Raw genomic sequence first — 24,863 nt, forward strand, 5'->3', positions numbered from 1 at the left:
ATCTATCGACTCTCCTTTATCTTCTCGCCGGCGATTATCGCCTGCCCTAACGCCAGACCTCCGTCATTTGACGGCACCTGTCGGTGAATGTAAACCATTAATTTATTCTGTTGCAACATTCTGATTACTTGGTTCAGTAATGTCATATTCTGCCATACACCGCCGCTTAAAGCAACCCGGCGGATTCCCGTATCCCGGCTGATTCTACCAACCATATCCACTACCGCCGCTGCCAGCGTAGTATGAAAAGCAGCAGCCAGCTCGCCGCTGCTTTTTCCCTGCCGCAATTTTTCAACCATTGCGGCAAAAACCGGACGAAAGTCCAGTATCTTCGGCTGTCCTTCCTGTATGTCGTAAGGCAGAACCGTTCCTGCCTGCCTTTCCGCTGCCTGTTCCAGTTCCACCGCTGCCTGTCCCTCATAATGAATAACGCTTCGCAGGCCAAGAAGAGCCGCCGCCGCGTCAAACAACCGTCCGACACCGGAGGATAAAGGCGCGTTGATTCCCTGTGCTGTCGCGCTGACCAGCAGTTCCCAGCCAGTCGGCAGTCTGCCGGCCAAAGGAAGCTGCCAGCGGACAAACTCCTTGCCGTACAATTCGTACAGCAGCCATACCGCCAGCCGCCATGGTTCCCGGATAGCCTTTTCTCCCCCCGGTAAATGCAGATAGCGGCAATGTCCCAGCCGGACAAATTGGCGGCAGTCCGCCAGCAAGAATTCCCCGCCCCACAAATTGCCATCCGTTCCGTACCCGGTACCGTCCAGAGCAACCCCAATCACAGGCTCGTTAATGCCGTATTCCGCCAATACGGAAACAATATGCGCGTGATGATGCTGAACACCGATTCCCGGTAGTTCCAGACTGAGGGCATATTTCGTAGCCAGATAATCGGGATGAAGATCATAGGCCACCATCTCCGGCCGTATGTCAAACAGCTTCTGATAATGAGCAATAGACTGACAGTAAGACTGATAGGTTGCCAAATTTTCCAAATCACCGATATGGGCACTTAAAAATGCCTGTCGTCCACGGGTTAAGCAAAACGTATTTTTCAGCTCACCGCCAACAGCCAAAACGCACGGATACTCGCCGGCCAGTGCCACCGGCGCCGGAGCAAAGCCCCGGCTGCGGCGCAGCATATACGGTTTGTCTTTTACCACACGCAGCACCGAATCATCCACCCGGCGGTAAATCATCCGATTATGCACCAGAAAATAATCGGCAATACCGAACAGTCTTTCCTTTGCATCCGCATCCTCATATGCAATCGGTTCATCACTGCGATTACCGCTGGTCATCACCCATACGTCATCCGGCTGCAATAGCAGCCAATGAACCGGAGCATAGGGAAGCATAACCCCAATACAGGAGCTGCCTGGTGCAATACCTGACGCCAGGCAATAACCGGTTCCTTTGATCAATAGGACAATCGGCCGCACCGTACCGGTCAACCACTCCGACTCCGTCTGATTTACAAGGCACATCTGCCGCACCGCTGCCATACTGCCGCCCATAACGGCAAAAGGCTTGTCTTCCCGCACCTTACGCCGGCGCAGATTGTCCACCGCGAAGCCATTAAAAGCATCACAGGCCAGATGATAGCCGCCAATCCCCTTAATCGCCACGATAGCACCGGCTTGAATCAACTGCCGGACCTGACCAAACAAATCCGCCTGCTCCTCCATCGGTTCTCCTGTTTTATCCAGCAGCCGGTAAGACGGACCGCACACCGGACAGGCATTGGGCTGGGCATGAAACCGCCGGTCTGCCGGATTGTTATACTCAGTCTGACAGTCCAGGCACATGGGGAATTCCGCCATCGTGGTTGATGCCCTGTCATACGGTACATCCTTAATAATACTATAGCGAGGCCCGCAGTGAGTACAGTTAATAAAGGGATACCTAAAATGCCTGTCCCGGCTGTCCAGCAGTTCCCGCCGGCAATCCGGACAAGTGGCCACATCCGGTGATATAAGCACCGTACGCATTTCACCACTGCTGCTGGGACGGATAACAAATTTTCTTTCCCCCTGCAGCGGGCGTTCAGAAAATTCAACAGAGTCCAGTCTGGCCAAAGGCGGAAATTCCCCCTGCAGTCGGCGGTAAAACGAATTAACTTGCTCAGTCTGCCCTTCAACCTCAATTTCAACACCGGCCGAAGTATTCCATACCCAGCCGCCCAGAGCTAGGCTTCTGGCCAGATTAAAAACAAAGGGGCGGAAACCCACCCCCTGCACAATACCCGTGACCCTTATATTAAAACGTTTCAACATCGCAATTCCTACTTTCGGGGATGCTTATTACTTCCGCGCTTGTTCATGATTCTCCTGCCTAATCAACGCTAATTTCGCCTGAACCATCAAAGCGCATTCCAAGCGTTTCTTCTGCAGTTCACAACCGATTTTGTAGGGCTTGTAAATATCATTATTAAACAGCTGGGCATTGGCATGACAGCCGCCGCTGCAATAAAAGCGGGCCCAGCATTCCCGGCAGTCCGGTTTATTCAGCACATGAGCCTGACGAAATTTTTCCGGCATCTCCGGCCGCTGCACCCCGTCAAATACATTGCCCAAAAGATATTCTTCCCGACCGACAAACTGGTGGCAGGGATACAAATCTCCCGTCGGCGTTACTGCGAAATACTCGTGACCGGCACCGCAGCCGCTTAACCGTTTGGCGACACAGGGACCGTTATTAATATCCACATTGAAATGAAAAAAATCAAAACCCCGTCCGGCCAGCTTGCGATCCAAATACTCTTGCGCCAATTTTTCATATTCCGCAAACAATACCGGGAGATGTTCCTCTTGCAAAGCATAATCACAATCTTTCGCCACCACCGGCTCTACGGAAAGCTGAGAAAATCCCTGATCAGCCATATCCAGAACATCGGCGGCAAAATCCAGATTATAAGCCGTATAAGTTCCCCGCAGATAATAATTCTGATCATGCCGGGACTCGATTGTCCGTCTAATATTTTTCAGCACCCGGTCATAGGATCCCTGACCGCCGGCAAAAGGCCGCATTCTGTCATGGACTTCCCGCCGGCCATCGAGGCTGAGAACCAGACTGATATTGTTTTCGTTCAGATACGCCGTAACTTTCTCGCTGAGCAGTACTCCGTTCGTTGTCAGCGTCAGCTTGAAAATCTTGCCGGTTTCCTGTTCCCGTTTACGGACATACTGTACCACATGCTTAACAGTTTCCATATTCATCAGCGGTTCGCCGCCAAAGAAGTCGATCTCGCAATGCTGCCGGTGACCGCTATTTTCAATAATAAAATCAACTGCCCGCTGACCTACTTCTTTCGGCATCAGACCCCGGTCATGACCAAAATCGCCGGTTCCGGCAAAACAATAACCGCAGCGCAGATTACAGTCATGAGCAATATGCAGACACAGGGACTTCACCAGCGGTTTGGCGCTGAAAGTAGGCGGTACAGTTAACACCGGAGCAAACAGTTCCTCTCTCTCGATCAGGCTGCCCAGCTCCGCCAAGGCTTCCCGCAAATCAGCCGGATTGTACCGGCCAGACAGCTTCCACAGCACTTCTTCCCCGTTGCTGCCGTCAAAGCTGTCCATGATATCGTATACCATTTTATCAATCACATGTACCGCACCGCTGTTCACATCCAGCAGAATATACATATTATTGACATGAAATTTATGGATGTTCATCTTTTTTTCACCTTTCCAACCCAGATAAAAATTAAGCCCCCTGCCGGAAACTTTCGGCAAGGGGCTGTCCCCGCGGACTACTGCTTTTGGCAGACCTGATTGCCAACGGTACACGAAGTTTTGCATGCCGACTGACAAGAAGCCTGACATTCGCCGCAGCCGCCCGTATGTACAGTTTTTTGCAAAGACGCTGTATTTACAGTAGTAATATGTTTCGCCACAATAACCCCTCCTTGACAGCATATGTACTATTACTCTTTTTATTTTAGCCGTTTTCCCCTCAGGAATCAACATCTATTCCGCGAAGGATGAGCATTTTTAGCCGAAAATGCAAAAAAGAGTGTCCAGCACACTCTTTTTTGCTCTTAGTAACCCATAGAATGAATCTATTAAATTGGGAGGTCACTATCAGCTTTAAGCGCGTTTATACCCGATTGGGTTTATAAACGTCCCACAGGAACATCATTCGTCCCTGTATATAGTATGTTTCGCCACGAATAAAAATATTCCTTTTAGCTTTGTTAAAAAAATCACTTTTATTTGTGAAAAAAATATCGAGTGCATAAGTAAAGCCGCTGACGCGTCTTTTCGCGCATGGTTTATGGCTCATAGCTCATGGCACCGGAGACTGGAACCGGGTAATGGGCACCGGGAAATGAAGAAAGGACGAAATTTTTTAAACCCGCAAGTAAAAAAATCGTTCAACGTTGGCTGAACGATTTTTTACTTGCGGCTACTTGCTAAAAAAAGTTCACTTTATCATTATCAAGAAAGATAAGGCGGCGCTGCTAAGATTGCTGCGCCGACCTCAACCGTAAAATAGTTCTTTACCCCCAGTTCCAAGTGCTAAGTGCCAAGTGCTTTACGCCATGAGCCAAAAACTATGAGCCATGAATTGCCGCAGCAAAATCAGGGGCAATTACCAGCTTCACCGGCAAATTGGAAGCTCCCGGCGGGCTGAAGGTCAGCCACAGGGATTGTCCGCCGTCAAAAGCGCCGATAAAAGCGGCATCAGTTGACCCATGAACACCGAAGGACAACCGGTCGGAAGGTGTCGCCAGCACCGGCTGCTCCTGGTAACGGTATTTCACGCCCAGTCCACCGGCATATTCACCGCCCCGGGGATTGAGATAGCAAGATAATTTGTTGTCCAGGGCTGATGATGGAATAAACAGTTTGTACACTACGCCGTAATTGCCGTAGTTCAGCACCTGAGACCCATCGGTAGCATCCACGCCTCTCGCATACCGGTCAATTTTGTTATCGGCCAGGGTTACTGCCACCATACCATCGTCTTTGGCATTATAAACATTAACCGGTACCAGCAGCCGGTCTTTATTGTCAAAAGTTCCCCGCAGCTTATATTGATCGGCCGGAAGCACCTTAGCCTGAGCCGCAAATTTTTCGATATCCTCATTCACCGGCAGCATGATGGTTTTAACCTTCACCGGCTGATCCGCCGAAAAATCATAAATTCCATTGACCAGCGCGTTGGGCTCCACAATGATACTGCTGAGACCGACTGCCAGTTCCGCCGTACCTTGAGGCGAGACTTCCACCAGATACAGATCGCCGCCCTTCAGATAAGCCATTTGGGCCGCTTTTCCCACTGCCAGGTAATCAAGCCCCGGACCGCCCAGACCATGCTGGGACACAGTGATATGAACCGGCTCGGTGCCGGTATTCTCCAATAAAACAACAATTTTCTTCGGCTTATCCGTACCATTCACATGATGAAAAAACAACCGGGCATCGCCCTTCACCGTATCCTGATACATGATCCCGTCAGCCGTCACTGTTTCCGGACTGTCTGATAGCAGCAATTTACCGCCGTAACCGGAAGTTGTAACTGACCATTCCGGTAGTTTTAAAAAATCGTTTTTAGCAAATTGCTGACTGACAGCCCCGGCTTCGGCGTCCGGTGTTATGCCGGTCATAGTAACCACCAGTGCCACCAACGGCACTATGTAGCGTAACCACTTCATAAACTCCCCCCTCGCTAGTTACATTATAGCAATAGACTTCCGTTATGTAAACTATCAAATTTCTAATTTACTGTAAAGCAAGGCACGAAACAGTCGTACCCGAAACTCCAGCAGCCCCAGTTTAGGCCGGGGGACATTGATGCGTTTTAACGTATAGGTGTTATCGCCGCTAAAATTCAAACCGACAACCCCGGTCAGAGCACCCCGATACCCGGCCCGCCGCAAAGTCTCCGCTGCAGCGGCGTTAAAACTGCCATAAGGATAGGTCAGAAATTCCACCTTTTTGCCTAACTGCGCCTCAATCACCTGTTTTGATTCCGCCACTTCCTGTTGACATTCAGCGGAATCGACCTGTCCCAAAGGCACATGGTTAACGGTATGGGAACCAACTTCAATCTGATGCTGCGCTAATTCCCGGATTTGATCCCAGGTAAGATAATCCGGCTCTCCCACCAAACCGCTGATAACAAAAACGCTGGCCCGCATACCGTATCTTTCCATGATCGGCAGCGCTGTAAAATAATTATCATCATAGCCATCATCAAAAGTAATAATAACCGGCTTTGCCGGCAGTTTATATTTCCCCTCTTTCACATCACAAAACTCTTTCAAGGAAATAGCCGTATAGCCATGGCGTGCCAAATATTCCATTTGGCTGGCAAAATCCGCCGGACTGATACTGTACATTTCCTGATCATCCACCACCTGATGATACTCGAGGATCGGCACTCCCGCTCCGGGGCTAGACAGCCAGACACCGGCAGCAAGCATAAAAAAGGCGCCCAGCGCCAACAGTTTACTGATTCGTTTCATATGTTCCTCCCTCTCTGAGCTCAAGGGCTATCTGTTCCAGTTTCCGCAGACGGTGATTCATTCCGGATTTGCCGACCCGTCCGTCCATTACATCCACCAGTTCCTGCAAAGTAGCTTCCGGGTGACTGAGCCTCAGTTCCGCCGTTTCCCGCAATGCAGGCGGCAAATTCGCCAGTCCCAGCTTCCGGTCAATCCGCCGAATAGACTCTATCTGTCGTACCGCGGCATTGACTGTCTTCTGCAAATTGGCGGTCTCACAGTTGACTAACCGGTTAACCTGATTGCGCATATCCTTGACCACCCGGACATTTTCAAAAGCAAGCAACGCATTGCAGGCACCGATAATTTGCAGAAAAGTGGTAATCCCGTCGCCATCTTTCAAATAGACAATATAATCATTCTTGCGGCTTGTCATTCCCACCGGCAAATGAAAATTTTTCATCAGGCGAACCAGGGTTTTGGCAAAATCAATATTACTGGTAACCAGCTCCAGATGATACTCCCCTTCCGGTTTATTCACCGATCCGCCGCCGAGAAAAGCCCCCCGCAAATAAGAGCGCCGGCAGCAGGTTTTCCGTAAAATACCCGTATCCTTGCCGGTATTAATATTGTCGCCGCGCATGATGCCCAGCACTGAAAGCAGCTCCGTTACCACCGGTGACGGAACCACTTTTATCTGATAAGAATTATTTTTTTTCAGGCGGCGTCCCCGAGTAACCACCACTTCAGTTTTCAGATTAAATCCCCGTTTCATCAAACTTAATGCTTTCCGGGCAACAGCTGCATTTTCGGTGGTAAAATTAATTCCCAAATTGCCGTTGCGGCCAATGAGCATCGTACCGCCCATCCGCATGAGCGACGCCAATTCGGCCACCTGACAGCAGGAAGATTCTCCGATCAGCCGTGCCAGTTCGTTTTTTACCTCAGTAGAATAAGACGACACTTTCCCTCACTTCGCTTTTCAGTCCTCTAAATCCTTGAGCTTTTTAATATTATCGGCAATTAAATAATAATCCAGCAGCCGCATCCGTTCCGAGCTTGCCTTTAAGTTATAAACCATGGATATAATGGTCCGGGATAACTTCACCGGATCATGGCGCACCAAATTGGTTTCGCTGATAATATTGGCAGCCTCCACCTTGACGCCCAATGCCTCAATCGCCTCAATATCCGCCACGACCGGATAGGCGCCCTGACTGGCATAAAGCGTCCGCAGATTATCCGCTACATCCTGGGAATTAACCACTACATAGTCAATAGCCCCGGGACCCACATGATCCAAAATTGCCCGTACATGATCGGCAGCCGTATATCCATCCGTCTCTCCCGGCTGGGTCATCACGTTGCATATATAAATTTTCACTGCCGAAGTCTGGCGCAAAGCTTCCGCCACTTCTTTTACCAGCAGGTTCGGCAGCACGCTGGTATATAAGCTGCCCGGCCCTAAAATAACCGCATCCGCTTCCCGGATCGCTTCCAAAGCGCTTTTTACCGGAGTAACGTCCCGAGGCCGCAAAAATACCCGCCGGATTCGTTTATGCGCCAAGGGAATCTGCGATTCTCCCTCAACAATGCTGCCGTCTTCCATCTCCGCCGCCAAACGCACCGTTTCCGTCGAAGCAGGCAGCACCTGTCCCCTTACGGCTAACACTTTGCTGGACTCTTTCAGTGCCTTTTCCACATCTCCCAGCACTTCCGTCATGGCAGCAATAAACAGATTGCCAAAATTATGCCCGGACAAATCGCCGGCACCGCCAAAACGATGCTGAAACAACTTTTCCATCAAGGGCTCCGTATCAGCCAGCGCCACCAGACAGTTGCGCAAATCTCCGGGCGGAATCATTCCCAGATCCTGCCGGATCCGGCCGGAAGAACCACCGTCATCGGCTACCGTAACAATCGCCGTAATATTGCTGGTTACACTTTTTATCCCCCGGAGCAGCACCGACAAACCGGTGCCGCCGCCAATCACCGTCACCGCCGGTCCCCGGTTCAGTTTGCGCTTTTCGAAAATGATTTCAATCAGGCGATCGGCACCTTCCGGAATCAGCACACTGATCACGGAACGGATAATTTGGCGGGTAGCCAGCGTCATAATCGCCAATCCGCACAGAATCACCGTAATTCCCACCAAAGTAGTAACCGTATAATGATAGTTGCCTGTCATCAAATAAGCCATCCTAAAGATCGTTTCTTCGATGACCCCGACATATTTATAGTTAAAGACGATGGCTAACCCGATACTGGCTGCAATAACCCCCAGGGAAAACAGTAACAACCAGCGTTTCAGCTTTATACCAGGATACATCCACTTTAAAAAGTGCACGAGCTACACCTTCCCTGATCGTCGAGATCAATAACAAACCCACACAACAAAATCATCATCCCTGACTGTCCACTATAAAGAACCGCTGCACTCAGGACGAGCATCCACTATATTATGCTTAATATCCCGATGCTCAATATTGACTTTATACCCTTTGCTGCGCAAACCCTCGTAGATTTTATGAGCCACAAATACGGAGCGATGCAGTCCGCCGGTACAGCCAATAGCAATAATTAACTGGCTTTTTCCTTCCCTGATATAATTTGGCACCAAAAAGTCCACTAATCCCGCCAATTTTTCCATAAACTGCTGGGTAATCGGCCATTTCCAAATATAATCTCCCACTTCGGGTTCGATACCGCTTTTGCGCCGCAATGATTCCACATAAAAAGGGTTGGGCAAGAACCGCACATCGAAAACCATATCCGCATCCAGCGGCACACCGTATTTAAAACCAAAGGATACCACTGTAATGGTCATCCGCTCCGTCTCTTTTTCACCGCCAAACAGCGCAATGATCTTCTCTTTCAGGTTGGCAGTAGATAAGTCCGAGGTGTCAATGATATGGGTAGCACGCCCCCGGACATGCTCCACCCGCTCCCGTTCCCGGGCAATACCCTCGCTGATCCGTCCATGAGGCGCCATCGGATGACGCCGGCGGGTTTCCTTATAACGGCGAATCAGCGTCTCATCCGATGCCTCCAGGAACAGCATTTCATACATGTATCCCTGTTTTTCCATGTCTTCCAATACCTGTACCAAGGTATCAAAAAACTCGCGTCCCCGGATGTCCACCACCAGTGCAATTTTACTGACCTGCCCGGCGGATTGGGAACATAACTCGGCAAATTTTGGAATCAGCGCCGGTGGCAGGTTATCCACGCAAAAGTACCCTAAATCCTCCATGGCCCGTACCACCTGGGTTTTACCCGCGCCCGACATTCCTGTAACAATAACCAAACGAAAATTATCCATGTTCTCACTCCCCCGGGGTCAATTCATTCTGCCGCATTCTCCGAAAAACTCCATCGCCACAGCCCTCTTTTCGGTACCATTAATTATAGGGCAAATCGGCCAAAAAAGCAAAAAGGCCCCGGTTTTTCCTTACTTCATAATAGGAAACTGCAGTCCTCCCGCCATCGTCTTTTTATCACCATATACCCACCAGGAGACATTCTTATACAATGGCCCGTTGACTTGCACCGCCGCCCCTTCCCTGGACCATCCCACGCCTAAATTAAAGGCAGGCTTAGGGGCTGTGAGCTTGACCTGCATTTCCGACTGCTCCATTACCACCAGCTTGCCATTTTCAAACTTAGTGCTCTCCTTAACATTGGCCGGAATCTCAAAGTCCTTACCATTTACTTTGACGTAGATTTTTTCCTGCTGCCGTTCAAACTGGACATCGGTTTTCTCCGCCTGTCCGGTTTGAGAGTCCACCTCCCGGGGAACATAGACAATTTCTTTCGTATTGGTATTCTGCCCTTGTACATAGACGACTTGCGGTTCACCTGATTTAGACTTTTCCCCGGCGGTATTAATGGTAACAGCCGGCTGCGCTGCCGCCTGGGCCGCCTGATGCTCCTCTTTGTATTGCCTGTACTCATAATAAATCACGCCCAATGCCACGATAACAAGCAGCAGAACGATAAAAAATTTCCACTCCTGCCGCATAAACCGCATCATAACCCCTTCCTCCTTTGCCCCGAATTTATCCCTCATCTACATATATTCCTGACATGGGGATCAGTAAACTGCTTTTTGACAAAAATGTATATAAAATCGTAGGGGAAAAAGCGGGGAACAGTATGGAGAACTGCCGGGGCTGGGGAGTGGCTATTGGCGATGAGCTGTTGGCTTTTGGCTGTTGGCTGTTGGCTTTTGGCTTTTGGCACGCAGCTCATATTGCGAGGGACGAGGAACGAAAAAATAGCACTTGGTACTAAATTCTGTCATTATTTAAGAAAGATAACAAAAGAACGATTGCCGGAAGAAATGGCAATCGTTCTTTTGTTATCTGCTTCGATTTCTTATTTACGAACCTGCATGCCAACCTGAACCAGGCGGCATAAGCGAGCGGTAGCCGTTTCAATCAGCGCCGCGCCGTTTTCCATACACTCTTCCAGCGTCATAGGCTGGGGAATTATGCTCATTAAGCCGTCAATCCCCTGCTGCAGCACATCGTCGGCTCCCTGCCCCAAGCCGCCCGCAAGGCAGACCACCGGTACCTTCCATTGTTTTGCTACTTTTGCCACACCCACCGGCGCCTTGCCAAAAGCCGTCTGAAAATCCGTCCGGCCTTCACCGGTAATAACCAAATCGGCGGCTTCCACCATGGCGGCAAATCCGGCGGCTTCCAAAACAATCTCAACCCCCGGACGCAGTTTAGCATTCGTAAAGAACAACAATCCGGCACCTAATCCGCCGGCTGCCCCGGCGCCGGAACATTCGGCAATGTCCTTGCCGGTCGCCTTGGCAGCTAACTGAGCATAAATTTTCAAAGCCTTATCCAATTCGGCAATCATCGCCGACGTCGCACCCTTTTGCGGCCCGAATACCGCCGAAGCCCCCCGCGGCCCGCACAGTGGATTATCCACATCACAGGCAACCATAAGATCCGCCGCTGCCAACCGTTTATCCAAACCGGAAAGATCAATTTGAGCCAGTTTAGCCAGTGAAGCGCCGCCCTGGGGCAGCGGAGTGCCGGAAGCATCCAGGAATTTTGCCCCCAAGGCCTGTACCATGCCGGCTCCGCCATCATTCGTAGCACTGCCGCCAATCCCGATAATGATCTTATTCAGTCCTTTTTGCAAAGCGGCTTGAATCAGCTGCCCGGTACCATAAGTAGTAGTAATCCGGGGATCTCTTTTATCTTTTGGCACAAGGGGCAGGCCGGAAGCAGCGGCCATCTCAATAATCGCCGTTTCCCCGTCGCCCAGTATTCCCCAATAAGACTTTATCGGCGTACCAAGCGGGCCAACCACTTCTTCCTGAATCATTTGCCCGCCGGTAGATGCTACCAGTGCTTCCACCGTTCCTTCACCGCCGTCCGCAATCGGCAGCTTCTGCACTGTTGCTTCAGGGAATACCGCCAGCACGCCTTGTTCCATAGCATTGGCCACACCCATTGCCGAAACACTGCCTTTATAAGAATCCGGAGCTACTACAATATTCATTGTCCAGTCACTCTCCATTCAGCCAGTCATTGGCTAAAATTAATATGTATATTTAGAATATTAGAGTAAATATTGTTATATTCCTGCTGCTTCGCTATTTTTGTTAACGTAAAACATATTTTTCAATGGCTGCCGCCACACCGTCTTCATCATTACGCAAAGTAACCGCCTGAGCGGCCTCCTTCACGGCATCCGCCCCGTTCCCCATAGCCACTCCCCAGCCGGCGTATTCGATCATATCTAAATCGTTAATAGAATCTCCCACCGCCATTACTTCCTGGCGGTTAATATGGAGCTGATCGGTTAAAAATGCCAAAGCCCGGCCTTTATTCACTGTAGAATGAGCGATTTCCAAATAAATTGATTTAGAATTAGCGACATAAAGCCGTTCTCCAAACATTGATTTTACCGTTTCTCTAATTTCGTCCAATCTCTCCGGTTCCGCAATGACCAGCATTTTGGTCGGCGCCACCGGTGGCCGATAAAGCTTGTCGCCTATTTCCCGGGCCGTAACACCCGCCGCTTTCTCATACCGTCTGGTCCTGTCATTTTTTTCCCTGACATACAGCACATCATTCACGTAAGATTGAATATACCAGCCCCGCTCCCGAAATAGTTCTAAAACCTGACACGCCACAGCATAATCCAATGGCCGGTAATATAATCTTTTTTCCGATAAGCAAGCCGTGATCATCGCTCCATTATAAGTGATAATCGGTACATCCAGCTTCAGCTGCCTGGCATAGGGCAGCGCCGACGGATACATCCGCCCCGTAGCGACTGTCACCGTTACTCCCTGCTCGATGGCCGTCTGAATTGCCTGCCGCGTCCGGAGGGAAACAGCCGTATTGTTATCTAATAACGTATCATCCAAATCCACAGCTACCAATCGTATCGACATACTTACCTCCTAACTAAGGGAAAAAATGAGAACTCTGCTTTAGGCAAAATTCTCATCAACGATCATGAATTACCTTCGACAAAGTAGAGCTGCACAGTGTCATTACAATAACACTGGCCATGGGTGCCAAAAAGCTGGAAACCTGAAATCCCGGCAGCATTTTAACAACCATCAGCGGTGCCAGTATATTGGTGAAAAAAGTAAACCCACCCAGTGTAACCCAATTAAACGGCATCGCCGCCAGTGTCAAAATGGGCCGCACTGCCGCATTCGCCAGCCCGATAATCGCAGCTCCCAATAAGGTTCCACCCAAGGTATCCACAAAAACCCCCGGTATTTCGGCCATTAAAAAAAATAAAATCACTGAATTAATGATAATGCGCAGTAAAAAGCCACACACCGCGCTGTTCCCTCCTTTAAGCAGGGTATTTCCCAAAAAAGATCCATGGTTTATTTCCGACAAATCTATTATATCCCGCTGGACCAATCGCTGGCAATATTTTTTTCTAACAACATAAAACCGTAACCCCTCTGCCTTCTCTGCGGTTCAAACTCCCCCACTACACCCCCTTCGCGGTTCAAAATCCCCATAACCTTCTCTGGGTTCTCCCCCGCTAGCAAAGAATATCTTGCGAAACCGCAGCAGCATCGGCGGTTCCTGTCAGCACCATAGCAGCCCGCAATTCACCGGCCAGTTTCTGCACCGTTAGCATTACGCCTTCCTTACCGCCGCCCACAGCGCCAATGGCCAGCGGCCGGCCGACCAGAACGGCATCGGCTCCCAACGCCAGCATCTTCAATACGTCAGCGCCGCTTCGTATGCCACCGTCAGCAAGAATCGTTAGCTTTCCTTTAACCGCTTTGGCAATGTGGGGCAGCACCTCAGCCGTTCCCGGTGTATAATCAAGCGACCGCCCGCCGTGATTCGATACTACAATCGCATCGACACCGGCCAGCCGGCACATTTCCGCTTCGTCCCGGGTCATAATGCCCTTTACGATAAACGGTATCGTAGTATGCTGCTTGATATACGCCAAATCGGCCTGGGTCTTCGGTCCCACCTGCTGACCGGCATTTGTCATATTAATCAGTGCCGCGGCATCAATATCAATACCAAAGGCCGGCGCTCCGGCAGCAGCCGCCAGCTTTGCCTTTTCAATAATCTTATCGGTTTCGCGCGGTTTAAAAATAGGAATTCCCCAGCCATCTTCCGCCTGAATTGCCTCCATCCCGGCGTTAAACACCAGCGGCTTGGGGCCGTCGCCGGTCATGCTGATAATCCCGGCCTGACGACAGCCGGATACGACGGCGGCAGTGTACTCACCTTCAGTGAGCGCTTCATTCATATTGAAGCCTATCCCGCCAATAGCCGCCCCAATCACCGGCAGAGACAGATTCATCCCGAGAATGCGGCAAGCCATTTTAGGCTGCTCCACATTATGAACGGTGCGCAAATTCAGCCGACAGCCTGCTAATGCCTGTATATTATTTTTAAACCCTGCTCCTGTTCCCAACCCGCCCATGCCGGGTACTTCCCCGGCGCAAGCCACACCATTGCATACTGGACAGACCCGGCAGCTGCCCTTGAATTTATCCCGGGCGATTTTACGAACCGTTTGCAAGTCCATATGTTCTCCCCCCAGTTATTAAAAGAAGGCAGCTCTCCCGAGCTGCCTTCTTTAATTAACGGAAAATTAATCAGATTAATTTCATATCGTGGAGCACGCTGTTCGTCTTGCGAACCGCAGCAGCACTCTCGGCAAATTTGGCTTTCTCTGCGTCGTTGAGTTTGTATTCCACAATTTTCTCCACGCCGTTTTTGCCAACTACAACAGGAACGCCAATACAGATATCTTTCTGACCGTATTCGCCGTCCAACGCTACGCAGCAAGCCATAAGCTTCTTTTCGTCGCGAACGATGGCTTCTACCAGAGTAGCTCCGGCAGCGCCGGGAGCATACCAAGCGGAGGTTCCCAGTAATTTAGTCAAAGTAGCCCCGCCAACCATAGTGTCGGCAACAACTTTCTGCAAAGCTTCAGCATCCAGCAGATCGGCAGCCGGAATGCCCATATAGGTAGCGAAACGAGCCAACGGAATCATGGTCTTGTCGCCATGACCGCCGATAACGATGCCCTGAATGTCGGTAGCAGGACGGCCAAGCGCCTGACCCAGATTATATTTGAAACGGTTGCTGTCCAGAAGACCGCCCATACCGATAATGCGATTCTTCGGTATGCCGCTGGTTTTAAGAGTAAGGTAAGTCATAGTATCCATTGGGTTGCTGATTACAACGATAACTGCGTCCGGTGAATATTTCAAAACATTTGAAACTACGCCGTTAACAATGCCGGCGTTCGTTCCAATCAAATCCTCCCGGCTCATACCCGGTTTACGGGGAATACCGGAAGTAATGACTACAACACTGGAACCGGCGGTTTTACTGTAATCATTGGTACTGCCAATCAATCTGCTGTCAAAATTAAGCAGAGCAGCAGTCTGCATCATGTCCATTGCTTTCCCTTCGGAAAGGCCCTCTTTAATATCCAACAAAACAACTTCACTGGCAATTTCCTTTTGGGCAAGCACATACGCGCAGGTTGCGCCTACATTACCAGCACCTACAACGGTAACTTTCATAAACAAATGCCCCCTCTTATTTGAATTATGCGTTTTATGTACGGACTATCCCATAAGCCCAACTCTAATTATAGCAAATGCTGGGAAAAAAATCAAGGCTGTCCCACTTTATATTGAACCACTTTAATAATAATTCTGTATTTTCTGGTTGGAGCTTGGTACTTGGCGCTGTCATTGCGAGCGGCAGCGAAGCAATCTCTCTGCTGCAAATTGCACCCATCCGCCGTAAGATCGCCGCGGCTAACGCCTTGCGATGATAGCTATAATAGTAGCCATCGCCCATTCTACAACAAAAATAAGAGCCTGACGGCTCTTATTTACTGTAGCATAACAAGAATTCATTGCCAAGTTTTTCATAATTTTCCAAGGCATTAATGACTTGAATACGCTGCACAGGACTTGTATCTTCTAATTGAATATTACCAATTACATCCTGGATAATATTTTTTACCTGGAAGGGATAGTAGCCTAAAGCAACCAGCCTTTTCCCAACGGCATAGATACGCTGTTCAATATTCATTTTTGTTCCTCCCTACTATGGATTGGTAATTACAACAGACTTACGCCTGTTATCAGCCGCAATTACCTCTTATCTTTACCAATACGCGATAGAACAGAGAGAACTTGGGTAATTCTAACTCTTTCTTTCAGATTACCGTCACAGGACGGTTTATATTTGGTATTTGACAATAATGTAGTATACCACGGAATAATCTCTTTGTCAAATTTTAAAACACTGCTTCCTGCTGAAGCTTCCATAGAGTGTAAAACAACCCCTTCACCGCCATAAGCTGCTGGTGTGTCCCACGCTCCACCACTCTTCCCTGCTTCATAACCAGGATCTCATCCATCGTCTCCAATCCCAGCAGACGGTGAGTAATAAGGAGCGTAGTTCTTCCGGACATAGCTGTTTCCACAACCGCCATAATGCCCCGTTCCGCTCCGGCATCCAACCCGGCTGTGGGTTCGTCCAGCAGCAGCACCGGTGCTTCTTTAAGCAGAGCTCTGGCAATAGCCAGGCGCTGACGCTGGCCGCCGGAAAGCCGGTGCCCGTTTTCCCCTACCAGAGTATCATAGCCCTGAGGCAGCAGTCTGACAAAACCATCCACGCCGGAATTGACCGCGGCGGAGACAAACTCCCGTTCATCTGCCTCCGGCTTCGCCAGTAAAATATTGTCCCGAATACTGCCGTGGAAAATATGAGTCTGCTGGGGTACGACTCCAAACCGGCAGCGCAAATCTTCCGGCTTAAACTCCCGTATGTCTATCCCATTAAAACAAATCGCCCCCTGCCGCACCGGCCGAAACCCTAACAGCAAGGAAAAAAGCGTGCTTTTACCGGCGCCGTTATCTCCCACAATGGCCAATTTTTTCCCGACAGGCAGAGAAAAAGACACCCGATCAAGCACCGGCGTTGTTCCGTCGTAACTAAACCCCAGATTTTTCACTTCAATAGAAAAATGCTGCGGCACAATCCCATTGCCGAAAGCTGCTGCCGGTCGTTTATCCGTTAACAAGAAAAGCCGCTTTGCCGCCTGCAGACTTGCCTGAAAATAATGAGGCACCACTGTCAGCGGCAGCACCGCTTCAAAACAGCTCTGTACTGCCAAAACCAGCACCGCCAGCTGAATTCCGCTGACAGACCCCTGTCCCACTAATGGTATGGTAATGACCAGCAGTACCCATACGGTTAAATTCATTCCCAATCCACCGCAAGAATCCGCCAAAGCAAAATAATGGGATCTCCTTCTTCCCAGCACTGTCAGCCGGTCATTGGCAGCAGCCAGCCGTTCCCGATACAACCCGGTCCGGTCAAAGGCCGACAATTCGCTCATCCCGCCGACACAATCAATTAACAGCGTATGCAGCTGTTCTTTGGAACCGGAGATTCGCTGCTCCATTGTTTTACTGCCCGCCTGAAGCACTGCCGGCAGCAGCAGACCGGTAACGGCAAAACCGGCTGCCAGCAGCCAGGCGGCTTCCATACTGAAACCGCTGAGCCAGTACGCCATGGCAAGCAGTATCAATAAAGCGACCATAAAGGGAGACAACACCCGCAGATAAAAAAACTGCAGCTGATCCACATCCAAGACCATCCGTTTTAACAGCTGTCCACTGTGATATTCTTCCAATCCTGCCGGTGCCAGGGGTTCCAATTGAGTATACAGCCATACCCGCAGACGGCTCAGCAGCCGAAAAGTGGCATTATGGGACAAATATCGCTCCAAGTAGCGCAAAACAGCCCGTGACAAGCCAAACAGCCGCACTCCGGCAATAGCCGCCGACAACTCCCCGATAGACGGATGCAGCGCGGCACTGGCAAGCAAAAAAGCGGCAACGCCCATCAGGCCAACGCCGCTGCCGACTGTCAGCACTCCAAGAGCCGCCGCCAGCAGCATTGGCGGCCAAAGCGGCAGCAGAATCGAAAACAATTGTTTCATCGCTTTCATATACTAATCCCTCCCGCCGATACCATTGCGGCATAACGGCCTCCGGCTGAAACCAACTCAGCATGACTGCCCGATTCCGTCAGACAGCCGTTTTCCAAAACACAAATCCGGTCGGCGCTCCGTATAGTAACCAGCCGGTGGGCAATCATCAATACCGTCCTGCCGGCCATTAATTGTTCCAGGCTCCGGCGAATATCCATTTCCCCTTGAGGATCCAAAGCTGTTGTGGCTTCATCCAATACCAGCAGCGGCGCATCCCGCAAAAAGGCTCTGGCAAACGCCAGCCGCTGAATTTCTCCGCCGCTTAGGGGCAAACCGCCGTCGCCGATGATCGTATCAAAACCCTGAGGCAGCTGATCAATAAACTCAGCCGCCCGCGCCGCCCGCGCCGCTGTCAATACCTCATCGCTCCCCGCCGTCCGCAGGCCCAGCCTAATATTGTCCGCCACCGTACCCCGGAATACATAAGGAAACTGAGGAACAAAAGCCACCTGCCGCAGCCAGTCTTCGGGGCGGATCTCCAGCAGCGGTATTCCGTTAACCAAGATTCTGCCGGCCGTAGGCTGAATAAACCCCAGCAGCAAGTGGGCAGCCGTCGTTTTTCCCGCCCCATTAGGGCCCACCAGCGCGACCTTCGCCCCCGGCTCCAAGCGAAAAGAAAGCTCCCGCAGAACAGGCAGCTCCTGTTGCGAATAAGAAAAGCAAACCTGCTGAAAAACAACGCTGATCTGCTGCTGACGGGACAAAGCTTTCATCCCGCCAGCCGGTCTGTCAGCCTTTTGTTCCAGCAGCCGGAAAATATCCTCAGCCGCTGCCTTTCCCGCCATACCGGCATGAAAGTGGTTTCCCAGCAGCCGGATGGGCAAATAAAATTCCGGCGCCAGCAGCAGCAGAAAAAAAGCCTGAACAAATTCCAACCTGCCATACAGCAGCTTCAAGCCCACAGTCACCGCCACCAGAGCAATACTCATTGTCGATAACAGTTCCAGCACCATACCGGAAAGGAAAGCAATGCGCAGCACTCCCAAAGTCGTATCCCGGAACCGGTCGCTAACCCGGGCAATCACCTGAATCTGTTCCAAGCTGCGGCCAAACAGCTTCAGTGTCGTCAGCCCTTGCACTACATCGAGAAAATGAGCGTTCAGCCGGGACAGCGTCTGCCACTGCCGCTGATTCTTCCCAGCGGCGGCTTTGCCGATCAAAATCATAAACAGCGGAATCAGCGGCGCCGACAGCAGCAGCAGCAGCCCGCTGGAAAGGTCCACCGGAAACGCTGCCGTCAAAATAATAACCGGAACCACTACCGCTGTTGCCAGCTGGGGAAAATAACGGGCAAAATAGGGTTCTAAATTATCCACCCCCTGGGTCAGCAAATTCACCAGCTTCCCCGTTTCCACCGCTGCCAGCCGTACCGGTCCCAACGCAAACATCTGCTGCACCAGCCGCTGCCGGATATCATCCTGTACCGCCGCGGCAAGGGAATGGGACAGAACCCCGGCCGCCCACGCCACTGCCCCCCGCAGCAGAATGACGCCCAGCAATCCCTGCAGCCAGGGCCAGACCGCATCCAAGGCCATTCCCGCCAAAAAGACCCCATTTATAATCTTTGCCAGAAAATCAGCCTGCAAAACAGCCAGCACTCCGCCGGCTGCACCAAGGCCCAGCACCGTCGGTAAATTTTTCTTGTCTCTGAGCAGGCCCAGCAGTCTTTTATCAATCATAAACTCCTCCCTGAACTGGGAACGGGGTGAGCAAAGCCCACCCCGTAACCGGTTGAAACGTGAATCCGGCTGCTAGTATTCCAAATCTTTGGCAGTAACCCGTTTACGGAACACCCAATAAGTCCAGCCCTGATAAAGAAGAATGACCGGAACCAGAATCAGTGCGGCTATCGTCATGATTTTTAAAGTATACGGAGTAGAAGCAGCATTGTAAATAGTCAGGCTCCACTCCGGATTCAAACTGGATACCATCAGCCGGGGAAACAAGCCCCAGAAAAAGGCAGCCGTTGTCAAAGCCACCGATAAACTGTTTAAGACGAACGCCAGACCAAACCGGCGCCCATACACGAAACAATAAGCAAAGACAAAAGCCAGAACAGCCGCCAATAAACTGACTGCAGCGCCGCTGTTTCTAAACAAGCCGGTATTCGTATATGTCAGTCCCACCAGTCCCAAAAATACGACAGCGGCAGCCACGCCAACCGCCAGCGCTATTTTGCGGGCCCGTTCCATCAAATTCCCCTTCTCCACCTTCAAGGTCAGAAATAGGGAGCCATGGAACGTAAACACCAGTAAAAACGCCAGACCACCCACAACGGTATATAAACTGAGCAAGTCAAAGAAAGTTCCCACATACTGCATTTTATCATTAATAGGGACCCCTTGGATTAAATTAGTCACTGCAACACCCCAAAGGAGAGCCGGCAGAAAGCTGCCGATAAAAATCATCCCATCCCAGGTTGATCGCCAGCCCGGGCTTTCATCCCTGCTGCGAAATTCGAAAGCCGCCCCCCGTACAATCAAGCCCAGCAGCAGCAAAAACAAAGCAAGATAAAAACCGCTGAATAACGTGGCATATGCCGAGGGAAAAGCGGCAAACAACGCACCGCCGGCCGTAATCATCCAGACTTCATTGCCGTCCCAGACCGGCCCGATGGTTTGAATCAGCATTCGCCGTTCCGTATCATTTTTTCCTAAAAAGGGCAGCAGAATTCCTACGCCATAGTCAAACCCCTCCAGAAAGAAAAACCCGACAAACAGAACCGTTATCAGAATAAACCATAGGACATTCAGCTCCATAATGCCGCCTCCTTCGTCGCCTTAGATTGCTGCTGCTCCCGGCCATGACCGATGTCAGGTCCCTGCAGAATAATCTTCCGCCCCAAATACACCGCCGACAACGCCAGCACACCATAAACCAAGGTAAAGCCAATCAGCGAGATCCAAATACTGGGCGCCGGCACACCGGGAGAAACCGCCTGCTCCACCCGCTGCAGTCCGTAAACGATCCAGGGCTGCCGCCCTATTTCCGTCACAAACCAGCCCGTAGAATTGGCAATATAGGGAACCGGCAGCGTCCACAAGGCTGCCCATAAAAACCAGCGCTGAGATTCAAGGCGCCCGGTAAGCAGCAATAAAACACCGAGCGCGGCAAGCAGCACCAGCCAGCCGCCGGTTAAAAACATGATATGAAAACTCCAAAACAACGGCGTCACCTGAGGAATATAATTGCCCGGCCCAAATTCAGCCGTGTATTCTGCCTGCAGATTATTAATACCCTTCACCTCGCCGGTAAAAGAATTATGTACCATGAAGCTGAGCGCTCCCGGAATACTGATTTCGCTGCTGTTCAGCCGTTTTTCTTCATCAATGGAAGCATATAGAGCCAGCGGCGCCGATGAATCCGTTTCCCACAGCGCCTCCACGGCAGCCAGTTTCATCGGCTGAACCTTAGCAATATTTTGCGCCTGTAAATGTCCTGTCCCTCCAGCCAGCACCGCCCCGAGCAGCATACAAACAACTCCCAACCGAAACGACGGCAGGAAATATTCCCGATAGCTTTCCTTTAACAAGTAATACGCACTGATCGCCGTAACAAAAACGCCGGCTGTTGTCAGCGCGGAAAAAAAAGTGTGAGAATACTGAAACGCCACATAAGGATTGGTAACAAGTGCGGTAAAATCAATCATTTCCGCCCGGCCGTTCCGCAAAACATACCCTACCGGCGACTGCATGAACGAATTGGCGACCAGAATCCAGAAAGCCGATAAATTGCTGGCCAGCGCCACGATCCAGATAGTTGCGGCGTGCAGCCGTTTCGGCAGACGCTCCCAGCCGAAGATCCACAACCCTAAAAAAGTCGACTCCAGAAAAAATGCCGTTAATGCTTCCATTGCCAAAGGAGCGCCAAAAATATCCCCCATAAAGCGGGAATATTCCGACCAGTTCATCCCGAAATGGAACTCCTGGACAATACCGGTTACCACGCCTAAGGCAAAATTAATTAAAAACAGCTTCCCCCAAAATTGAGTCATCTTTTTGTACCGTTGATTACCGGTCCGGACATAGATTGTCTCCATAATAGCCAGCAGGATGGACAAACCCAGAGTCAACGGTACAAATAAGAAATGATAGGTGGTAGTAATGCCAAATTGCCAGCGTGCCAATAACAATTCTGTCATCCGCTTACTCTCCCTTCGCGTTAATTAGTATTTTTTAGCTATGGATATTTCTTATCCATAGCTAAATTGTACTATCTACTATCTTGTTTTGTCAATTCATTTTTGGCCTGCTGTTCTTTTATCCGCATAAAAAGAAGCTTGCTGAATTTGCTGTTGACCCACAATAAAAACATCCCGCGTGACCTTTTTATCCGCAGGATGCTTTTCCTTAACTTGATATAAACGTTAAACCGTTGTCATTATAACGAATTAGAACCTAGCACAAACAGCAGCAAATAACTGATTATACCGATACTGCCAAGCATAAGAAAAGCCACCGCTAACCCCTGCCATTTGCAGGGAACCCCAAAGCAGCAGGCTTCACCCAAAATTCCCCGTCTGGTAAAAAATGAATTTCGCTGCCGTTTTTTAAACCACTGAGTCTTCCGCTCTTCGCCAATGATTTTAGAAGTGATAAAAGTAATGAGTAAAACAATGAAAAACAATAAAATAATTCTTGCTGCCTGTTCCGCTTCACTCATCAGCCATCACCTCACTGATTTGCTGTCTCCCTGTATTTACCCGGAAGCAGCCTGCTGAGTTCATCCATAAAACAATCCTGCACCTTAATCAGCACGGCCTGCCGCTCTCCCTTGCAATGAAAAACAATAATCCTGATGAGATTGCCGTCGCCGGAAGAATAGCGGTACACATAACGTTTTATCCCGTTACGGTTAAATAACTTTTTTACATATTGATCGGAGTAACTCTCCACCGAATTCAAGTCTACTGTAAAAGTGCGGGAAAGCCAGAGAAAATGACTGCGAATCACCAGCTGCTGTTTTGTCAGGCTGTAGGTGTAACGGATCGCATAGCGCCAGAGCAGCAGGCCGATAAAACAAACAATATACCCAATTCCCAAAAGACTTGGCCTGCCTGTCCAAACGGAGTGCAGTTCTTCGCCCAGCCACACTGCCAGCACGGCGGCAGCCAGCCAAAGCCAGATCAGTTTGCTGCTGTTATAGTGTGATCGTTCACGATATATTTCCATCTGTCCTCCACTTTTGGCTGTGGAATGCGCTAAACCAAGGGGGCAGCATGATCATCTGCCCCCGGAATAGCCCTGCAGCCGTATCCCATCAGTGATTTCAGCATGGCCGGCATGATACTCTGATACTGGCCGCTACTAATTTTATTTGCTATTTGGGGAAAAACGGCCATACAATCGGAATAATAACCAGGGACAACACAAAGCAAACTACTGTCAGTCCGCTTCCCGCTTTGACATAATCCATAAACTTATATCGTCCGGGTCCCAGTACCAGCGTATTGGGCGGAGTTCCCACCGGCGTTATAAAAGCACAGGAAGCAGCGACGGCAATGGCCATCAGCACGGCATAAGGACTGGCGCCAAGACTTTGGGCAATAGATATGCCAATGGGCGCCAGCAATGCGGCAGAGGCTGTATTGGACATAAACTGGGTCAAACCGCCTGACAGTAAGAAGAGCACCGCGGTCACCATCAGCGGATGGGGATGGCCGCCCAGCAAACTTACAACCTGATCGGCTATCAGTTTGCCCGCCCCGCTTTGATCCAACGCCGTTGCTATCGGCATCATGCCGGCGAACAGAAAAATAGTTACCCAGTCTATGCCGGAATAAGCCTGGTCTGCAGTCAGGCATTTCGTCAGGATCAAAATAATCGCACCAATTACAGCCGCCACTTCCAATGGCAGCTGCGGTAAATCAAGCGCCATGACAATAACGACTCCAATCAGCGTTGCCCCGGTGATCCACATTTTCTTTGAATCACTGCCGGCAGCTGCCGCTGTCTGGCTGGCTGCGATAGGCGCGGCATCTGCCGCTGAATCCTGCGGCGTCAGCTGCTCTTTCGGCAGAAAATATTTTCCGGCAAACATCATATAAGCAATCCCCGCTATTGTAAGGGGAATGCCGATCCAGGCAAATTCAAAAAAGCCGAACGGCTGAAAACCTGCAGCCTTTAAAGTCCCTGCGGCGATAATGTTAGGCGGCGTCCCCACAAGGGTAATCATACCGCCCAGACCGGCTCCATACGCCAGCGGCATCAACTGGCGGGAAGCCGGCATCCTCGCAACTGAACAAATACCGATAATGACAGGCATTAAAGCCGCCGTGGCGCCTGTGTTGGATGATACCGATGAAATCAAGGCGGCAATCAGCATCGTACCGAACATCAAACTGTTTTCCCCGGTTCCGGCTAAGCGGACAATCGCCGCGCCCAGTTTTTGCGCCAGTCCGGTATGAAACATGGCCGCACCGATGACAAACATGCCGGCAAACAGAACGACTGTGGAATTGGATAAGCCGGAAAATACAACCTTCATCGGAATAATGCCCAGAATGCCGAGAGCTATGGCGCCGCCCATTGCCGTAATTTCCAGCGGAATAATTTCCGTAACAAACAATAACGCGACTACTCCCAATACCAAAAGTGTAATCAGAGCTGGAGACACGTTTCTTCCTCCTTTTATCGGTTAATTTCCACCGGCAGTTATTATTTCAGCATTGCCAGCATGGTGCCGGCGGCTACAGCAGTACCGATAACACCGGCCACGTTCGGTCCCATAGCATGCATCAGCAGGAAATTGCCGGGATTGGCTTTCTGCCCGACGATCTGACTGACCCTGGCGGCCATCGGCACTGCCGACACGCCTGCCGAGCCGATCAGCGGATTCACCTTCCCGCCGCTGAAAT

The 24,863-nt window shown here is 50.5% G+C and carries 24 protein-coding genes; 1 reads left to right on the forward strand and 23 read right to left on the reverse strand.

What is annotated here, in order from left to right:
• Positions 1–2: 2 nt before the first annotated feature.
• The 9 genes from hypF to ABFC84_14305 form a co-directional block, all read right to left on the reverse strand.
• Positions 3–2,273 carry a carbamoyltransferase HypF gene (gene hypF, locus ABFC84_14265; protein ID MEN6413903.1) on the reverse strand — a complete coding sequence of 757 codons (2,271 nt, stop codon included), beginning with the start codon at positions 2,271–2,273 and terminating at the stop codon, positions 3–5.
• A 27-nt stretch (positions 2,274–2,300) separates the two neighbouring features.
• Complete coding sequence (gene scfB, locus ABFC84_14270) at positions 2,301–3,677, reverse strand: thioether cross-link-forming SCIFF peptide maturase (protein ID MEN6413904.1); 1,377 nt, start codon at positions 3,675–3,677, stop codon at positions 2,301–2,303.
• A gap of 77 nt (positions 3,678–3,754) precedes the next feature.
• The gene (scfA, locus tag ABFC84_14275) at positions 3,755–3,898 is read right to left on the reverse strand and encodes a six-cysteine ranthipeptide SCIFF (GenBank protein MEN6413905.1); all 144 of its coding nucleotides are present in this window, start codon (positions 3,896–3,898) and stop codon (positions 3,755–3,757) included.
• 660 nt (positions 3,899–4,558) lie between these two features.
• Positions 4,559–5,662 (reverse strand): hypothetical protein, encoded by a 1,104-nt coding sequence (locus ABFC84_14280; GenBank protein MEN6413906.1) that lies wholly within the window; start codon positions 5,660–5,662, stop codon positions 4,559–4,561.
• A gap of 54 nt (positions 5,663–5,716) precedes the next feature.
• Positions 5,717–6,475 carry a polysaccharide deacetylase family protein gene (locus ABFC84_14285; GenBank protein MEN6413907.1) on the reverse strand — a complete coding sequence of 253 codons (759 nt, stop codon included), beginning with the start codon at positions 6,473–6,475 and terminating at the stop codon, positions 5,717–5,719.
• The gene (gene whiA / locus ABFC84_14290; GenBank protein MEN6413908.1) at positions 6,459–7,418 is read right to left on the reverse strand and encodes a DNA-binding protein WhiA; all 960 of its coding nucleotides are present in this window, start codon (positions 7,416–7,418) and stop codon (positions 6,459–6,461) included. Before whiA ends, ABFC84_14285 begins: the two co-directional genes overlap by 17 nt.
• A gap of 18 nt (positions 7,419–7,436) precedes the next feature.
• Entirely contained in the window at positions 7,437–8,801 is a 1,365-nt protein-coding gene (locus tag ABFC84_14295; GenBank protein MEN6413909.1) for a gluconeogenesis factor YvcK family protein, read from the reverse strand.
• A 72-nt stretch (positions 8,802–8,873) separates the two neighbouring features.
• Positions 8,874–9,776 carry an RNase adapter RapZ gene (gene rapZ / locus ABFC84_14300; GenBank protein MEN6413910.1) on the reverse strand — a complete coding sequence of 301 codons (903 nt, stop codon included), beginning with the start codon at positions 9,774–9,776 and terminating at the stop codon, positions 8,874–8,876.
• 129 nt (positions 9,777–9,905) lie between these two features.
• A complete protein-coding gene (locus ABFC84_14305; GenBank protein ID MEN6413911.1) occupies positions 9,906–10,487 on the reverse strand; it encodes a hypothetical protein in 582 nt (193 codons plus the stop codon).
• 53 nt (positions 10,488–10,540) lie between these two features.
• Here ABFC84_14305 and ABFC84_14310 point away from each other — a divergent pair, with 53 nt between their 5' ends.
• On the forward strand, positions 10,541–10,747 hold the full coding sequence (locus tag ABFC84_14310; GenBank protein MEN6413912.1) for a hypothetical protein: 207 nt from the start codon (positions 10,541–10,543) through the stop codon (positions 10,745–10,747).
• 84 nt (positions 10,748–10,831) lie between these two features.
• Here ABFC84_14310 and ABFC84_14315 read toward each other — a convergent pair whose 3' ends face one another.
• The 14 genes from ABFC84_14315 to ABFC84_14380 all read right to left on the reverse strand — a co-directional run.
• Entirely contained in the window at positions 10,832–11,977 is a 1,146-nt protein-coding gene (locus tag ABFC84_14315) for a glycerate kinase (protein MEN6413913.1), read from the reverse strand.
• 103 nt (positions 11,978–12,080) lie between these two features.
• Positions 12,081–12,878 (reverse strand): Cof-type HAD-IIB family hydrolase, encoded by a 798-nt coding sequence (locus ABFC84_14320; GenBank protein ID MEN6413914.1) that lies wholly within the window; start codon positions 12,876–12,878, stop codon positions 12,081–12,083.
• A gap of 55 nt (positions 12,879–12,933) precedes the next feature.
• A complete protein-coding gene (locus ABFC84_14325) occupies positions 12,934–13,278 on the reverse strand; it encodes a phage holin family protein (GenBank protein ID MEN6413915.1) in 345 nt (114 codons plus the stop codon).
• Positions 13,279–13,492: 214 nt separating this feature from the next.
• Positions 13,493–14,506 (reverse strand): alpha-hydroxy-acid oxidizing protein, encoded by a 1,014-nt coding sequence (locus tag ABFC84_14330; GenBank protein ID MEN6413916.1) that lies wholly within the window; start codon positions 14,504–14,506, stop codon positions 13,493–13,495.
• A gap of 70 nt (positions 14,507–14,576) precedes the next feature.
• Entirely contained in the window at positions 14,577–15,515 is a 939-nt protein-coding gene (mdh, locus tag ABFC84_14335) for a malate dehydrogenase (protein ID MEN6413917.1), read from the reverse strand.
• A 313-nt stretch (positions 15,516–15,828) separates the two neighbouring features.
• Positions 15,829–16,035, reverse strand: coding sequence for a hypothetical protein (locus ABFC84_14340; GenBank protein ID MEN6413918.1), 207 nt, complete (start codon positions 16,033–16,035; stop codon positions 15,829–15,831).
• A gap of 208 nt (positions 16,036–16,243) precedes the next feature.
• Positions 16,244–17,965, reverse strand: coding sequence for a thiol reductant ABC exporter subunit CydC (gene cydC, locus ABFC84_14345; GenBank protein MEN6413919.1), 1,722 nt, complete (start codon positions 17,963–17,965; stop codon positions 16,244–16,246).
• Positions 17,962–19,686, reverse strand: a complete 1,725-nt coding sequence (gene cydD / locus ABFC84_14350) for a thiol reductant ABC exporter subunit CydD (protein MEN6413920.1) — start codon at positions 19,684–19,686, stop codon at positions 17,962–17,964. The genes cydC and cydD overlap by 4 nt, the downstream gene beginning before the upstream one ends.
• Positions 19,687–19,758: 72 nt before the next feature.
• Positions 19,759–20,766, reverse strand: a complete 1,008-nt coding sequence (gene cydB / locus ABFC84_14355) for a cytochrome d ubiquinol oxidase subunit II (protein MEN6413921.1) — start codon at positions 20,764–20,766, stop codon at positions 19,759–19,761.
• Entirely contained in the window at positions 20,757–22,148 is a 1,392-nt protein-coding gene (locus tag ABFC84_14360; protein ID MEN6413922.1) for a cytochrome ubiquinol oxidase subunit I, read from the reverse strand. The genes cydB and ABFC84_14360 overlap by 10 nt, the downstream gene beginning before the upstream one ends.
• Positions 22,149–22,387: 239 nt before the next feature.
• Complete coding sequence (locus ABFC84_14365; GenBank protein MEN6413923.1) at positions 22,388–22,669, reverse strand: hypothetical protein; 282 nt, start codon at positions 22,667–22,669, stop codon at positions 22,388–22,390.
• A gap of 11 nt (positions 22,670–22,680) precedes the next feature.
• On the reverse strand, positions 22,681–23,178 hold the full coding sequence (locus tag ABFC84_14370; GenBank protein MEN6413924.1) for a hypothetical protein: 498 nt from the start codon (positions 23,176–23,178) through the stop codon (positions 22,681–22,683).
• Between the two features lie 148 nt (positions 23,179–23,326).
• A complete protein-coding gene (locus ABFC84_14375) occupies positions 23,327–24,622 on the reverse strand; it encodes an SLC13 family permease (protein MEN6413925.1) in 1,296 nt (431 codons plus the stop codon).
• A gap of 41 nt (positions 24,623–24,663) precedes the next feature.
• A partial coding sequence (locus ABFC84_14380) for a sodium ion-translocating decarboxylase subunit beta (GenBank protein ID MEN6413926.1) occupies positions 24,664–24,863 on the reverse strand: 200 nt, incomplete at its 5' end.

Source organism: Veillonellales bacterium (genome assembly GCA_039680175.1).
GTDB lineage: Bacteria > Bacillota > Negativicutes > JAAYSF01 > JAAYSF01 > JBDKTO01.

Bases quoted from the DNA above. Each gene is read 5' to 3' on its own strand.
- ABFC84_14310 (MEN6413912.1), top strand. From the start codon at position 10,541: ATGGGGATCAGTAAACTGCTTTTTGACAAAAATGTATATAAAATCGTA.
- ABFC84_14360 (MEN6413922.1), bottom strand. From the start codon at position 22,148: ATGACAGAATTGTTATTGGCACGCTGGCAATTTGGCATTACTACCACC.
- ABFC84_14340 (MEN6413918.1), bottom strand. From the start codon at position 16,035: ATGAATATTGAACAGCGTATCTATGCCGTTGGGAAAAGGCTGGTTGCT.
- ABFC84_14370 (MEN6413924.1), bottom strand. From the start codon at position 23,178: ATGGAAATATATCGTGAACGATCACACTATAACAGCAGCAAACTGATC.
- ABFC84_14315 (MEN6413913.1), bottom strand. From the start codon at position 11,977: ATGAATATTGTAGTAGCTCCGGATTCTTATAAAGGCAGTGTTTCGGCA.
- ABFC84_14305 (MEN6413911.1), bottom strand. From the start codon at position 10,487: ATGATGCGGTTTATGCGGCAGGAGTGGAAATTTTTTATCGTTCTGCTG.
- rapZ (MEN6413910.1), bottom strand. From the start codon at position 9,776: ATGGATAATTTTCGTTTGGTTATTGTTACAGGAATGTCGGGCGCGGGT.
- cydD (MEN6413920.1), bottom strand. From the start codon at position 19,686: ATGATTGATAAAAGACTGCTGGGCCTGCTCAGAGACAAGAAAAATTTA.
- ABFC84_14320 (MEN6413914.1), bottom strand. From the start codon at position 12,878: ATGTCGATACGATTGGTAGCTGTGGATTTGGATGATACGTTATTAGAT.
- ABFC84_14280 (MEN6413906.1), bottom strand. From the start codon at position 5,662: ATGAAGTGGTTACGCTACATAGTGCCGTTGGTGGCACTGGTGGTTACT.
- hypF (MEN6413903.1), bottom strand. From the start codon at position 2,273: ATGTTGAAACGTTTTAATATAAGGGTCACGGGTATTGTGCAGGGGGTG.
- cydC (MEN6413919.1), bottom strand. From the start codon at position 17,965: ATGAAAGCGATGAAACAATTGTTTTCGATTCTGCTGCCGCTTTGGCCG.
- ABFC84_14330 (MEN6413916.1), bottom strand. From the start codon at position 14,506: ATGGACTTGCAAACGGTTCGTAAAATCGCCCGGGATAAATTCAAGGGC.
- scfB (MEN6413904.1), bottom strand. From the start codon at position 3,677: ATGAACATCCATAAATTTCATGTCAATAATATGTATATTCTGCTGGAT.
- mdh (MEN6413917.1), bottom strand. From the start codon at position 15,515: ATGAAAGTTACCGTTGTAGGTGCTGGTAATGTAGGCGCAACCTGCGCG.
- ABFC84_14285 (MEN6413907.1), bottom strand. From the start codon at position 6,475: ATGAAACGAATCAGTAAACTGTTGGCGCTGGGCGCCTTTTTTATGCTT.
- cydB (MEN6413921.1), bottom strand. From the start codon at position 20,766: ATGGAGCTGAATGTCCTATGGTTTATTCTGATAACGGTTCTGTTTGTC.
- ABFC84_14365 (MEN6413923.1), bottom strand. From the start codon at position 22,669: ATGAGTGAAGCGGAACAGGCAGCAAGAATTATTTTATTGTTTTTCATT.